The 14,082-nt window shown below is 47.7% G+C and carries 12 protein-coding genes; 6 read left to right on the top strand and 6 right to left on the bottom strand.

What is annotated here, in order from left to right; genetic code table 11:
- The 4 genes from IV64_RS05755 to IV64_RS05740 all read left to right on the top strand — a co-directional run bounded on the left by IV64_RS05755 (window position 1) and on the right by IV64_RS05740 (window position 4,117).
- Window positions 1-732, top strand: a complete 732-nt coding sequence (locus tag IV64_RS05755; RefSeq protein ID WP_083491589.1) for an energy-coupling factor ABC transporter ATP-binding protein — start codon at window positions 1-3, stop codon at window positions 730-732.
- A gap of 15 nt (window positions 733-747) precedes the next feature.
- Entirely contained in the window at window positions 748-984 is a 237-nt protein-coding gene (locus IV64_RS05750) for a hypothetical protein (protein ID WP_057706180.1), read from the top strand.
- Window positions 985-1,790: 806 nt separating this feature from the next.
- Window positions 1,791-3,434: a peptide ABC transporter substrate-binding protein gene (locus IV64_RS05745; protein ID WP_057706179.1), complete on the top strand. Its 1,644-nt coding sequence runs from the start codon at window positions 1,791-1,793 to the stop codon at window positions 3,432-3,434.
- Window positions 3,435-3,655: 221 nt separating this feature from the next.
- On the top strand, window positions 3,656-4,117 hold the full coding sequence (locus IV64_RS05740; RefSeq protein ID WP_057706178.1) for a PTS glucose transporter subunit IIA: 462 nt from the start codon (window positions 3,656-3,658) through the stop codon (window positions 4,115-4,117).
- A 178-nt stretch (window positions 4,118-4,295) separates the two neighbouring features.
- On the opposite strand, the gene IV64_RS05735 is transcribed toward IV64_RS05740, so the two are convergent.
- The gene (locus IV64_RS05735) at window positions 4,296-4,730 is read right to left on the bottom strand and encodes a hypothetical protein (protein WP_057706177.1); all 435 of its coding nucleotides are present in this window, start codon (window positions 4,728-4,730) and stop codon (window positions 4,296-4,298) included.
- A 135-nt stretch (window positions 4,731-4,865) separates the two neighbouring features.
- Complete coding sequence (locus IV64_RS05730) at window positions 4,866-5,825, bottom strand: alcohol dehydrogenase catalytic domain-containing protein (protein WP_057706176.1); 960 nt, start codon at window positions 5,823-5,825, stop codon at window positions 4,866-4,868.
- 190 nt (window positions 5,826-6,015) lie between these two features.
- On the opposite strand from IV64_RS05730, the gene yaaA reads away from it, so the two are divergent.
- Complete coding sequence (yaaA, locus tag IV64_RS05725) at window positions 6,016-6,777, top strand: peroxide stress protein YaaA (protein WP_272946838.1); 762 nt, start codon at window positions 6,016-6,018, stop codon at window positions 6,775-6,777.
- A gap of 116 nt (window positions 6,778-6,893) precedes the next feature.
- Here the strand turns inward: yaaA and pepI are convergent, their stop codons facing one another.
- The gene (gene pepI / locus IV64_RS05720) at window positions 6,894-7,778 is read right to left on the bottom strand and encodes a proline iminopeptidase (RefSeq protein ID WP_057706175.1); all 885 of its coding nucleotides are present in this window, start codon (window positions 7,776-7,778) and stop codon (window positions 6,894-6,896) included.
- Between the two features lie 770 nt (window positions 7,779-8,548).
- Between pepI and IV64_RS05715 the strand changes: the two genes are divergently transcribed.
- Entirely contained in the window at window positions 8,549-9,877 is a 1,329-nt protein-coding gene (locus tag IV64_RS05715) for an MATE family efflux transporter (RefSeq protein WP_057706174.1), read from the top strand.
- A gap of 64 nt (window positions 9,878-9,941) precedes the next feature.
- Here IV64_RS05715 and IV64_RS14120 read toward each other — a convergent pair whose 3' ends face one another.
- The 3 genes from IV64_RS14120 to IV64_RS05700 form a co-directional block, all read right to left on the bottom strand.
- Window positions 9,942-10,826 (bottom strand): zinc ribbon domain-containing protein, encoded by an 885-nt coding sequence (locus IV64_RS14120; RefSeq protein WP_083491587.1) that lies wholly within the window; start codon window positions 10,824-10,826, stop codon window positions 9,942-9,944.
- 203 nt (window positions 10,827-11,029) lie between these two features.
- Complete coding sequence (locus IV64_RS05705) at window positions 11,030-11,920, bottom strand: EamA family transporter (RefSeq protein WP_057706173.1); 891 nt, start codon at window positions 11,918-11,920, stop codon at window positions 11,030-11,032.
- Window positions 11,921-12,039: 119 nt separating this feature from the next.
- Window positions 12,040-14,040 (bottom strand): elongation factor G, encoded by a 2,001-nt coding sequence (locus tag IV64_RS05700; protein ID WP_057706172.1) that lies wholly within the window; start codon window positions 14,038-14,040, stop codon window positions 12,040-12,042.
- Window positions 14,041-14,082: the final 42 nt, after the last annotated feature.

Raw genomic sequence — 14,082 nt, 5'->3', positions numbered from 1 at the left:
GTGGTGTTGATTAAATTAGCAAATCTTTGCTATGATTATCCTAATACGCGTGGCTTGGACCACCTCAGTTTAACCATTGACGCCGGCGAATTCGTCTGTTTGATGGGTCCTAACGGGTCAGGAAAATCCACGTTGCTCCGGATTTTAAGTGGGCTCGCCTCACCTAAATCTGGTGAGTACCAGTTACACGGCCAAGCAGTGACGGCAGCGTACCTAACCGACGCCCAACAGCGGCAGCAGCTCCACCAAAAAATCGGCATGGTTTTTCAAAATACCGACGTGCAATTATTTAACACGTCAGTTGCCGAAGAGGTGGCGTTTGGCCCCCGTCAGCTCGGCCTCAGCGCATCAGCAATCGAGCAGCGGGTCAATGATTGTTTACAATTAACCGCCTGCGAAGACTTACGTGATCGGGTTCCCTACCAGTTATCTGGTGGCGAAAAGAAACGCGTCGCGTTAGCCAGCGTACTGGCCTTAAATCCTGAAATTTTGTTGTTAGACGAGCCGCTCAATGGTTTGACCATTGCGGCGCAACGACAAATGTTAACCCTCCTACAACGGTTGCAAGCGGCTGGTAAGACCATTATCATGGCCAGTCACAATTTTCAACAAGTTCAAACCGTTGGCCAACGTTTCATTATTTTTAACCGTCTCCACCAACTCGACGCCGACATGTCTCAGGCTGACCTCCAACGGCAACCTGAGCGTCAGGCGCAATTGATGACATTATAATAAGGAGTTGAGAATATGATTAATCCTAACAATGGTACGATTCATCGTGGTTGGAACCGCCGCGTGGTTACGGGTAAAACCTTAGCTGAATGTGACGAACGCCTCGTTCAGTACCTTAATGACCAAGATTATGGTTCAGGTGAATTTACGGTCTTACACGAAAGTGCTGGCCCTCGTGAAACCACCGGGTATGATCTTCCAGATGGCGACACCTGTTACATCAGTTTCTTGATTTATAACAGCCGTCTCTAATCACCTAAAAAGTCTCGCTGAAATTCAGCGGGACTTTTTTATTCGCCAAACTAGGATATAAATACACGCAGTTGCTTCAATGTCATTCGCTAAATCATTGGACTCCCGGACTGGAATATCGAGATAGTCGTACTTATCATCTAATTTACAATCAGTCAGCGACTTACATTGAGCTTTCCCTATAACTCCTATTTAAAGGATTACAAAGATTAAACAGCCATTGATATAAATCATTTGGGGAGATTTTCTGAATATTAACGGTTAGCCCTTTTCTCCTTTTAACAAATTGTTTCACGTGAAACAATCTCGAGTTATGTAACTTTTTTGAATTTTTATTCATTATCACTGAAATTAAAAATTGAGTTGACAAACCATTTTCATAAGCCTTATACTTAGTCCAACTTAAATATCGTCCTTATAAACCAATGAGGTGGAGATCAAGATTATCGTGCCCGCACAGAGAGTCATCGTTGCTGAGAGTATGGCCGAACGCAGGTAATTAAATGGACCACCGAGGGCTTTTCCGAAATTAGCTTGCTAAGAGTACGAAAAGACGTGCGACATACGTCAGTTGTCAGGGGAATGTTGGTTCCCTATAGAGAAGGAGTGCATATTTGATCAATGATGATTGAAGTGTACTCAATTAAGGTGGCACCGCGGTTTATTAACCGTCCTTATCGCAGCATTGGCTGTATAAGGACGGTTTTTTTGACTTTAAAACGGGGTGAACAAAATGGTAAACAAACGATGGCAACGCTCGATGAATCATAATGCCGACTATCAAATTATTTTTGGAGGAATTCATCATGAGCTTGTCTACTACACAAAAAACATTATTAACAGTTGCCGGGGTCGCACTCGTCGGCGGGATCGCCTTTACGGTCAACGCCCAATCCAAGCCTACTAAGACTGCACCAAATCAAACCCTCAACCTCTCTGAAGGAACGGCGATCATGAGTCTCGATCCGGCTAAAATCACCGATAGCGTTTCTCAAGAACAACTGAGCCAAATTGACGAAGGACTTTACCGGTTGGATGCCAAAAGTCACCCCGTCAACGCCTTAGCCACCAAGACGACCATTTCAAAAGATGGCAAAACCTACGTCATCAACTTGCGCCACAACGCGAAGTGGAGCAACGGCCAATCGGTGACCGCCCACGATTTCGTTTATTCATGGGAACGAACGCTCAACCCCAAATCAAAGTCAGAATTCACGTATTTATTTAGCAATATTAAAAATGCCGATGCGATTGCAGCCGGTAAGAAAGCCCCGACTTCACTTGGCGTTAAAGCTAGCGGGGACCACCAACTCACCATTACCTTAAGCAAACCGGCCTCGTATTTCAAAAAGGTTCTGGCTAACATAACCTTCTATCCTTTGAACCAACGCGCCGTTCAAAAATACGGCCGTGCTTACGGTACCACCGCTAAAAAGGCCGTCTACAACGGTGCCTTCGTGCTGAACGGCTGGACTGGAACTAACGATACTTGGACGCTAACTAAGAACCCCGATTACTACGCTCGTAAGGTCGTTAATCTTAAGAAGATCAACTACCAAGTGCTTAAATCAACCACAACCGCCTACAACCTGTACCAATCCAACAAACTGGATACTGTCACGTTGAGCGGTGAACAAAACGTTCAGAATAAGAACAACTCCGAACGTAAAACATTACCGACTGGAACCCTCGAATTTATTCAATTTAACGAAAAGGATAAAACATCCGCGAACCACGACTTACGGACCGCCGTCTCACTCGCTATCAACCGGCAACAATTAGTTGATAAAGTATTACAAAACGGTGCCCGTCCCGCTAAAACTTTTGCCGTTAAAAACATGGCGAAGAATCCTAAAACGGGTAAAGACTTTACGCAGGACGCCTACGTCAAACAGACGGTCGATACCGATGTCACCCAGGCCCGGTCACTGTATAAAAAGGCCCAGCACCAATTAGGCACCAAAAAGATCACCCTGACCTTAACTTGTGGCGACAATGATACGACCCACCAAGTCGCAGAATTTATTCAAGGCCAATTGACCCGCAACCTACCCGGAATCAAAGTCAACGTAAAACCAATGCCATTTAACGCCATGCTTGGAAAAGTCTCCAAGGGTGAGTTCCAGCTAAACCTTGCCGGCTGGAACATGGATTTTGCGGACCCATCACGGGCACTCACGATTTTAACGGCTAACAGTAATTCCAATATGGGTCACTATCACAGCCATCAATTTGACCAACTAATGGCCAAAGCGGACGGCGCTGACGCCCTCAACCCGACGAAACGTTACCAAGACTTAGTCCAAGCTGCCCAACTAGCAACCCGCGACCAAGCCGGCGTTTCCCTCTATGAAGGCAGTACCAACATGCTCGTCAAATCAAACTTGAAAGGCGTCGTTTACAATAACTTCAGCGGCGTTCCGAGCTACCGAACTGCGTACCTGAAGTAACCCAATTCAAAAAGCCAATCAGAAATTTTTCTGGTTGGCTTTTCCTATTATTAGGGTCGGCAACGTGCGCCAAAGGGCAATTTAAAACTTTTTTGAGAATGGCGCTTGACTTGAAACCCGTTCGATAAGTTACAGTAAAGGCGAATTAAGAAAGCACTTAATAAATTGATGAAACTGGTGGCCACCGGTGATTGAACCCTGACTTAATGGAGGTCTATATTATGATGAAATTATTCCAACGCAAACGCACGGTTACTTTAGCTGCACCAGTTAATGGGATGTATGTTGATCTGAGAAAAGCTAGTGAAACGGCCATTACTGCTGGTTTTGCCGTCGAACCAATGGAGGGTGAAATCCACGCCCCGATTGCTGGTCAGATTACGGCCGTTACGGCGCAAACCGTCACGATTGCCGCGGATTTTGGTTGCGACTACCTCGTCCAGATTGGTGATTTAACCGCTAATTTGGATGACCAAGTCGTTAACTGGCAAGTTGCAGTGGGTGACGCGGTCTCAGCTGATGTCATCCTAGCCAACGTGTCAATTGATGCGATTCACGCCGCAAACCAGTCCGCACTGGTTACTTGTGGGTTAATCGGCAAACAGGCGGCCGACTTTGAAATTAGCCAGACTGGATTAATCTCTCAAGGCAACCAGCTCGCCACTTTAAAAATTAAAGCTTAAATAAGGAAAGGTCGACGAAGTTAGTCGACTTTTTTTGCGACAATTGTTTAAGTAAACCATTCAAACAGTCAACACCAAAAATTACACACCGGTACAACTGACCGCTTGGATTTGACCAGACAAAAAGTATCCCAGTAAAATCAAATTTTACCGGGATACTTTTACATTATTCTGCAAATTATTGAAAGCTTAACGTTTCCTTGCCTTGGCCAAGTCCACCATCGACAAACAAGTCGGTTACTTGGAGTTCAAAAACGACTAGTGATGACCCAATCGCATCCCAAACCTTTTGATAATTAGGAACCGTTTCTAAGTAGCGTGGCAACAAATCCGCCATCGTCTTTTCAGAGCGGTGCAATTTCACGTGTTGGGCCCGTAAATAAGGATTACCCGGGGTCCCGTCATTTGGCACCGTGATAAACGCGACGTCTGGGTTTTGATCATACGTCTTCAACGCCGCACTAGTCTTAACTGACGAAAAGTACAACGTATTAGGACGATCTTCAAACCAGACAAAGTTAACAATTTTTACATCGGCTTCATTATTAACTGCCGTACTGAGGGCAATCTTATTAGTCGTGCTGACAACTTGCTTCAATAGTGAAATATCCATTTTATGAACTCCTTTATAATCATATTGGTAAGTTAATTATACTCCTAAAGGAACGTACGTTCATAATGATTGGCCCTTACTTTACTGAGACTTGCCGGATTCGCTTAAGTCTTAAATCAGAACCACTCCACACTACTATGGCAAAACCACAACTTTGCCTAACCCAGCACTCGTTGCAAGGTATTCGTGCGCTGCCCGGGTTTCGGCTAATTTAAAGACCTTTTCCGGCGTAACATCAACATCATGACTCGTAATAAAATCGAATAGCGCCTGCACATGCGCTGCATCCACGTCCCCGGAATAGAATCCCGTGAGATAACGATTATTCGGAATATCCATAATCGGATCAAACCCGTCCAGTGTCCAGACACCGCCAAGTTCACCGGTTGAACTAACAATACCAAATTCAGCCGTGTGTTCTAGCGAATCCCGGACTGCCGAAGGGCCAATCAGGTCGACGACCTTATCGAATTCCCCGACGGTCGGTGGAAGTTGATTGGCGTTCGGTGTATGAATGACTTGATCAATCCCAAGTGCCGTAAGCGCCACGTCTTTACGATCAGACCGGGTCGTGCCGCTTACCGTAAGATCCATACCGGAAGCCTTCATCAATTTTAGAATTGCAACACCGACCCCGCTAGTAGCTGCACGAATCAAGACCCGCTCACCATCATGAAGCTGTAAACTTTGATAAATCCCAAACGCCGTGTAGAACGTTTCCGGGACGGCCGCTAAGTGCGCCCAATCCAGGTCAGTCGTTACCGGATAAATTTGTGTGTTGGGCAACAAAACGTACTCGGCGTAACTGCCATCAAATGCACGCCCCATTTCGCCCATCAGTGACACAACCGTTTGTCCCACCTGAAATTGTTCAGGCGCACTCGTTTCATCAATCGTCCCAACCACTTCAATCCCTAATATCCGTGGAAATTGCACACTTGGCGACTTACCTTCACGTGTAAATACTTCCGAATGATTAATCCCAAAGCCACCTACTTTGATTCGTGTCCAACCTGGTTTAACAACTGGCGTCGGCACTTCCTGATACTTAAGGACTTCTGGCCCACCTGGCCGAGTCACAACTACTGCATGCATATTGATTTCCTCCCATTACTAGTAGCTACTAAAATAACACCCAGCTAGTGGATTCGATTTTAAAAGTCACCGTTCTCTTATTTAAAGCCAATCATATCATAGTTTATATAAACGCTCTGACAATCAAACTCACGACTACCCTTAGCAAGTGGTATGCTTAAACCTAATATTATTGGCACCATGGAAAGAAGTGAGCCCCACGAAAATCATTATTGCGCCGGCTAAAAAGATGGTCGTTGATCAGGATAGTTTCCCTATTGAGACCCAACCACAATACTTAGCGCAAACGGCCCAAATTCTGCACCAAATGCGCCAGCTTAACTATGACGAAGCCAAGACCTTGTGGCATTGCAGCGACAAACTGGCCCAGGCCAACTTCAAGTGGCTACAAGAACTTGACTTAACACGGCACCAAACCCCCGCCTTACTCAGTTACAGTGGCATTCAGTACCGTTACATGGCGCCGGACATTTTCACGCAGCCCGCCCTTGATTATGTCCGCAATAACTTACGAATCTTGTCAGGATTTTACGGAATTCTGCGCCCCTTTGACGGTGTTGTGCCTTACCGACTAGAAATGCAGGCCCGTTTAGGAATCGGGACCACGCCGAATCTATATGCTTTTTGGGGTAACCATTTATACCAAGCACTCACCCCAACCCCGGAACCCATCGTTAACCTTGCCTCGTTAGAGTACGCCAAGGCCATTACGCCCTACTTGGCACCGAATCAGCCCATGATTGACATTGTCTTTGCCAGTTGGGTCGACGGTCAACTCAAAACAAAAGCAACCTTAGCAAAAATGGCGCGCGGCGCCATGGTACGTTTCTTAGCTGAGCACCAAGTCAACGACCTTGACGGGATTAAAGCTTTTGACCACCCGGATTACCAGTTCGACGCCCAGCGTTCCACCCCATCCCGTTTAGTCTTTATTTATCAGAAAAGCCACTAAAAAATGACGACGACCTAAGCAGGTCAGTCGTCATTTTTGCGGCTTGTTTTTCGTTATCGCGCCTCAAAAATTTCCCGGGAAATAAAATGATCATTTCCGCGGTATATTGGTCACACTCAGTCGTGCGCCGCTAACCAAGTTCCTAAACGTTTGAAGTACGCCGCTGGTTCATCAATGAAAGCCATGTGCCGACTGTGGGGAAACAAGGCCCATTCAGCATTCGGCAACTGATCGACCATCGTTTTTGCTACCAACGGCGTGCATAAATCATTTGTCCCACTCGTCACCAAGGTCGGCGTCGTAATCTGGCCCAACTGTTGGGTATAATCATAATCGGCTAGCGTGCCGGTCGGGTGATACTCGTTAGGTCCCCAGGCGACGTTATATGCCGTAGTTCCCGCACGCTTCGGTCGCCGTAAAAATGCCGGTGAGTCTGTCGTCACCGGGCCCGCAGCGTGCGCAATCATAAAGCGTGCGTTGGCCGCTAAGTACGCCGGCACCATGTAGTCACCCGTTTGTTCCGCCGTGGCAATGGCTTCCTGGTCCGCAACAGTCATAAATTTGATTAACCGGTGCTGTTCTTGCGCCCATAGCTTAGCCGATGACAACGTACTAGCTAAAATTAGACTTTGAATCCCCGTTGGCTGCTGACTGCATAAATACATAATTGCCAGCATACCACCCCAGGACTGGCCTAATAAGTGCACCTTATTCAATCCTAAAGCGTGCCGAACCATCTGTAATTCGGCAATCCACGTTTCTGGTTGCCAAAGTTGGGGCTCACTGGGCATCGACGAACGCCCACAACCCAACTGATCATACATAATGATTTGCCGGCCCGTTGTTCGGGCCAATTCATCGAACGCCTCAAAATAATTATGCGTTGATCCTGGGCCACCGTGTAGTAATAACAACGGAATTTGCCGGTCTTTCTGGGTCCCAACGATTCGATAATAGGTTTGATAGCCGTGAAACGGCACGTAGCCTTCCTTAACTTGCATGAACAAACACCCCTTCTGATAAGAATTTAATTGTTTGCATTTATTTTTTGTAAAGTGAACAACTTAACCCCATTTATTCTACGCCAACCCTTGCAAAAACACTTTATATTATAAGCCCCAAAACCACTAAATCATTAGTTATTACCGCCTTAAACTTAAGAATCTAACGTTTTTTAAATAAAATACTAAAAAAAGAAAACCCTAATCTTTCTTTAATGGTTCTCAAATGACACCGCTAGTGTAAGCGCTACAATGGAACCGTAAAGTAAACAGAAAAGGGTGAATGATGATGGTATTGAGTATTATTACTATTTTAGGCATGGGTTTGATTGCAGCTACAGGTGCTCACTTTGTGAACGGCGCACGCGCAATGCAAGCGGGGACGGTAGACCACCATTATGGTAAGATACCCGCAAATCTCCACCAAATCGACTTTCTTTAGTTCACTTGGCTATCCGTTATCGGAAGCTAGCGTGAATTCTGAAGTTGAACACAGTGTCTATGCTTACTGGATAACAAGTTTTTGGTCTATTGCCGAAGACTTGCCATCCAGTTTTTTTGATATGATTTTGGCCCCAATCCATGCATGAAGAAGCCTATTGATGCGCGTTAAGCCTTAAAGCTAGCCAGTTTGGCTGGCTTTTTTGTTATGCTCATTTGAAGTCCAATTTTTTCAAGCGTATCATAGATAGGATTGATAAAATTACATTTCTGTTCCGTCTAGTCACGCTATCTGACGATTGGCCGTTCAGATAAGGAGTGACATTTTTTTGAACGATTTATTTGAAAAAGCCCCGATTCCTAAAGCCTATATGCAACTAGCGTTACCCGTGGTTTTAGGAATGGTGGCTAGTATGATCTACAACCTCGCCGACACCTTCTTCGTCGCCCAAACGGGAAACGCGGATTTAGTTGCCGGGATTGCCCTAGGGAGTCCCCTGTTTACGTTTATGTTAGCCGTTGGGGACATCTTCGGGTTAGGCGGCAGTGCCGTCATTTCCCGGGCCCTCGGCAAACATGATTACAATCAAAGTGCTAGGGTCAGTAGCTTTTGCTTTTACGTGGCAATTGCGTTAAGCCTCGTGCTAACCGGCCTCTTACTCATCTTCGAAGCCCCCATTCTGAATTTACTAGGAGCTACGGCCGCAACTCGGCCCTACGTCGCCGACTTTTACCGGGTCCTCGTGATTGGATCGACGTTTATCATCGTATCCCTCGTCCCCGGCAACATTATTCGGACGGAAGGCCTCGCCCAGTTCTCAATGATTGCCACCATTAGTGGGACCATTTTGACCATCATTCTCGACCCACTTTTTCTTTTTGTCTTTCACTGGGGTGCATCCGGCGTAGCCTTCGCAAACGTGCTGGGCTTCGCAGTTAACACCGGGCTATTAGTCCTCTTCATGCGGCGGGCTAAGTCGCTTTCACTAGCCCCTAAACAGGCCCACATTTCACGACCTGCCTTTAAAGCGGTCATTGCCGTCGGGATTCCCGCGTCGCTCACCAACCTCACCCAAAGTTTCGGGATGATGTTACTCAATAGTTACTTGGCCGCGTACGGGGCACAGGCGGTTGCCGCGATGGGCATTGTTCAAAAAATTTACATGGTCGTCATGATGGTGATGGTCGGATTCGCATTCGGTGCCCAACCCCTGATTGGGTATACTTACGGGGCTAAAAATTGGGACCGGTTACGCGCGACGTTGCGTTACGATTTGAAAATTGAGGGGGGTTACGCCCTCATTTGTGCCATCATCTTAATGACCTTTGCACCACAATTGATCAAATTATTTATGACGCAAACTGCCATTATTTCAATGGGAACCGTCATGTTACAAGCCATGCTGATTACCACGCCACTCGTCGGCTTTATCCTCGTCTTCACCACCGTCTTTCAGTCGGTGGGCGCGGGAACGAGCGCCCTCATCATGGCACTGTCCCGGCAAGCCGTCTTGCTAGGATTAGCCATCGTTATTTTGGGCTATCTCTTTGGCTTAAACGGTATTATTTGGGCACAGCCCGTTGCCGATGTTTTGACCTGTTTAATTGGCTGGGCCTTGTACCGCCGAACTTTCAACGCTACACAATTTAATCACTAACTGAACAAAAAAAGCTGTTCCCATTTTATCTGGGTAACAGCTTTTTTATATTCGATGTTTAAATTTACATCATCGCTCCAATGCCGAGCATCCCCGCAATGGCCGTTGCAATGGTTAAAATAATAATAATTCCAATAAATGAAATGATAAATCCTGCAATGGCTAAACCACGTGGCTGCCGGAATAGGCCGATAAACGAAAAAAGTGCGCCTAAGAACCAAACGACCCAATCTACAAATGGAATAATCGACGTAAATAGCGCAATCAAAGCAAGCACGAACCCGGCCGTCCCTAATCCGTTACTGTGTTGTTCGGATTGTTGGATGTAGACCGTGTTCCCACCAACTGTTTGTCCAGTGGGCTGTGCTTGAGTCCCAGCGTTAGCCGTCGTTTGTTTGGTCTGATTACCATTAGTCGTCGCCTGTTGCATCTTAGGTTGCGCCGCCTGTGAGGTCGTTTGCGCAGTCGCATCCGTCGTGTTTGACTGTTGCGCGTTCACCGTCTTGTTGACCGTATTCGCTGTCGTTTGCGTGGTGTGGCGTAGTTTCTGTTCAAACTGAGTTGCGCCACTTCCGTTCGTCCAAGCCGAACTGTATAACCAAACTAAAATGGCGATTAAGCCAATGACACCTAACCAAACGTTATAGAACATGGCCCGTGTGACCAACGTGAAGATCAAAAGTGCAGCGACAATAATAATTGCAGTTGCCCAATTATTCGCTACCCAGTTGACCATCGCATCTAAACGTTCTGAAAAGTTCCCATTGCCCTTGTTAGCCGCCTGACCCGTCGTTGGCGCTGCCTGCTGTGCTGGTTTAGTTGGCTCAGCAGTCGCTTGCGTCGTTGTTTTGTCCGCCGCATCGGTTAATTGGTAACCGCATTTCGAGCAGAACTTGACCCCCGCTTCCAATTCAGCCCCACAGTGCGGACAAAATTTTGCATTCTTCATTCCTTTTCCTTCTTCCCTTTAACAACCTTAATGACATTACCCTTGTAAAACAGTCTTATCATAGCATAAACGTTAACCTGATTAACAACGTTTACCCACTCTATTCCAGCAAATCACTAGACATTTTATGCATGCTAACCGGACGCCGATTAAATGAAAAACAAAAAAGCGCCTTCATTTCGAAGACGTCTTCACTGGCTTAATTATGGCTGCCGTCGCGGTTGCCGCATACCTAAAACATTGGGCAACATCACGGCTACAATGATCAACCCCACGCCGACCATTTGTAACCAACTCACCGTTTCACCGAGTAACCCAAAGGCGACAACAATTGAAGCCGGCAATTCTAGTGACGATAAGATGGGACCAATCCCCAAGTCTAAATACGGCATGTAAATGGAGTACACCACCAACGGAAACACCATCGAAAATAGCGCAATCAACACACCCCACTTGATGGTTGCAACCGTCGTTGGCGCGCCAATAATCTGCGGCGCCCACCAAACACTGATCAATAAAAAGGCACCCAGACATAGTAGCCACGTTTTGGATAGCGGATCTAAATTGTTACCCAAACTCGCCGTAAACTGCATCGTGCACGCGTATGAGCAGGCCGCTAAAAAACTAAATAGCATCCCTAACGGTGATAAGGCCTGCGTAATTGGAAATAGGCCCGCTGCGAGCACCGTCCCCGCCAAAACTAAAATAATGCTCAGCACTTGCAACCGGGACGGCCAACGCCGATGAATCAGTGCCCCGAGTAGTGTCGACAGCCAGACCGCTTGCATCAACATGACCGCCGCGACGGCTACCGGAACTAACTTTAACGCCTGAATGTAAAACGTATTGGTGAACCCGGACGCGGTCCCCGCCGCAATCACTAGTCCGATTTGCCGCCAATTCGTATGCTGATTGCGCAACCATTGGCGCCGAACAACTTGAATGAGGCCTAGAATGACAACCGCGCTAAGAAACGACCAGAATAATAACGGTCCGTTAACGACACCTTGCGCCCGCGCAATTTTAAATAGTGAGGCTGGGACCCCAAAACTAATGGCCCCCAGCGCCACAAAGATTGGTGCTAACTTTTTCAAAATACTCCTCCTCTATACGTAAACTCTCCCCGTCGTAATTCCTGTACTCGTAATAAATTCTAACACTGATACAAAAACTAACAGGCATTCCAAATAGAATGCCTGTTAGTTTTCCCTTTTTATAACTCGGCAAGTTGTGCGTCCGTATAAACGTACGGTACGTGGGCCATCGCTGGCACCTGATCCCAGGCAACTGGGTAACCCGCACCGTGCGCACAGAAAACGGAATCCGGCGTGTTTTCTAAGTCACTCACCGGTTGATAAGCCGTATCGGCCATGACAGCCTCAGAATCGTGACACGGCCGATACCCGTCAACCACGCACTCTAACTGCCCCTGACCGTGAGTATATGCCCGAACGTCTTCACTATAATCCTGCATCGTGGCCACGGGCGCCGTACCGGTAATCAGCATGAGTCCATTGCCATCAGTGGCGACACCACCAGCAACGGGGGGCTCAAACTCGCCGTGCATGCGCTGAATATCAGTCATTGCGCGTCCAACTTGGTCCTGACCGACCTCTAACCGGAATCGGTACCACGGCTCTAACAACTGGCACGCCGCTTTCGTTTTTAACATCATTAGGCCCTGACGCAACGCCCGCCAAGTGGCCTCGCGAAAGTCACCGCCGACTGAGTGGACGATGCTAGCCCGACCACTAACTAACGTTACTTTAGCATCCGTTAACGGTGCACCGACTAAAACGCCTAATTGTTCCTTGGCTTGTAAATTAGCCATCACTTGGTGTTGCCAGTTTTTACCCAGCGTTTCTAAGGAACAGTTCGTGTCAAAGCTTAACCCACTTCCCCGTGGTGCTGGCTGTATCAACAAGTGGACTTCAGCATAGTGCCGTAGCGGTTCAAAGTGACCCACGCCTTCTACCGCCTGTGTGACAGTTTCCTGATACAGGATGCTTCCCGCACCAAACGCCACGTCTAAATGGAACCGGTCCGCTAACAGTTGTTGCAACACTTCTAACTGCATCTTTCCCATGACCTGGACCCGAATTTCTTGTAGGTGGCTCGACCACGCGACGTGCAGCTGGGGATCTTCATCTTCCAATTGCCGTAACGCCGTTAAACAAGCGTGGGGATCTTCGGACTGAGGATCGACCGCGTACGTCAACACCGGCTGTAAACTCGGGTGCCGGCCATCCGCGGCCTGACCGAGACCCTGTCCCGGATAAGTTGCCGTCAGCCCCGGAACCACACAAATCTCTCCGGCTGAAACGGCCGTCGTCGTGGTATAGCGCGTCCCGTTATAGTAGCGCAATTGATTAACTTTTTGTTCACCTAGCAAGTTGTCCTTTGGATGGAGCTCCCCACCAGTCAACCGTAGCCAAGTGAGCCGTTCACCCTGATCATCATGGGTGATTTTAAAGACTTTAGCGCCAAACTGGTCCGTCACTTGCGCCGGTTGCGTCCAACGTTCGATGCCGGCCATGAGGGCGGCCACGCCCGTTAACTTGAGCGCCGCGCCAAAGTAGACCGGAAATAGCTCCCGATCGCTGATCATGCGACGAACCGCATCGTCTGAAAGGGTCCCGGTCTCTAAATAAGCCGTCAAAACGTCGTCATTTTGCATGGCAACGTCTTCAATCGACGACGCCGGAATGGCCGCGTCACTCGGTGCTTCATTTTCACCGTCGGGGGCGTTAAACGCAATACACCCGGCGGACAAGGTCGCCTGTAACTGTGTGAGCATCGCGTCGCCATCCGCAACCACTGCATCCATTTTATTGACAAAGATGAACGTCGGTACGTGGTAGCGCTCTAATAACCGCCATAAGGTTCGGGTATAGCCCTGAATGCCATCGGTCGCCGAAACGACTAAAATGGCGTAGTCCAAGACACTCAAGACTTGTTCCGTTTGGCTCGCAAAGTCCACGTGTCCCGGTGTATCGAGCAAGTTTAAACTAACGTCGTGATAGTCTAAATTGGCTTGGTGGGAAAAGATCGTGATTCCCCGCTGTTTTTCTAGTGCGTCAGTATCTAAAAATGCGTCGCCGTTATCGACCCGCCCTAATTTACGCAGCGCTCCTGCCCGGTAGAGCAACGCTTCGGATAAGGTGGTCTTCCCAGCATCGACGTGGGCAACGATGCCCGTTACGATGTGTTTCATGTCGTTTGCCTCGAATTCTTTTTACTATCTACTAAGTAGTAT

The organism is Lactiplantibacillus xiangfangensis, from assembly GCF_001438845.1.
Lineage (GTDB): Bacteria > Bacillota > Bacilli > Lactobacillales > Lactobacillaceae > Lactiplantibacillus > Lactiplantibacillus xiangfangensis.
The sequence above is the reverse complement of the archived record's forward strand: the minus strand, read 5'-3'. Positions and strand labels throughout refer to the sequence as shown.

What these genes read in the sequence shown, in the direction of transcription:
- IV64_RS05750 (WP_057706180.1), top strand. Translation starts at nt 748, where the DNA reads ATGATTAATCCTAACAATGGTACGATTCATCGTGGTTGGAACCGCCGC.
- IV64_RS05745 (WP_057706179.1), top strand. Translation starts at nt 1,791, where the DNA reads ATGAGCTTGTCTACTACACAAAAAACATTATTAACAGTTGCCGGGGTC.
- IV64_RS05740 (WP_057706178.1), top strand. Translation starts at nt 3,656, where the DNA reads ATGATGAAATTATTCCAACGCAAACGCACGGTTACTTTAGCTGCACCA.
- IV64_RS05735 (WP_057706177.1), bottom strand. Translation starts at nt 4,730, where the DNA reads ATGGATATTTCACTATTGAAGCAAGTTGTCAGCACGACTAATAAGATT.
- IV64_RS05730 (WP_057706176.1), bottom strand. Translation starts at nt 5,825, where the DNA reads ATGCATGCAGTAGTTGTGACTCGGCCAGGTGGGCCAGAAGTCCTTAAG.
- pepI (WP_057706175.1), bottom strand. Translation starts at nt 7,778, where the DNA reads ATGCAAGTTAAGGAAGGCTACGTGCCGTTTCACGGCTATCAAACCTAT.
- IV64_RS14120 (WP_083491587.1), bottom strand. Translation starts at nt 10,826, where the DNA reads ATGAAGAATGCAAAATTTTGTCCGCACTGTGGGGCTGAATTGGAAGCG.
- IV64_RS05700 (WP_057706172.1), bottom strand. Translation starts at nt 14,040, where the DNA reads ATGAAACACATCGTAACGGGCATCGTTGCCCACGTCGATGCTGGGAAG.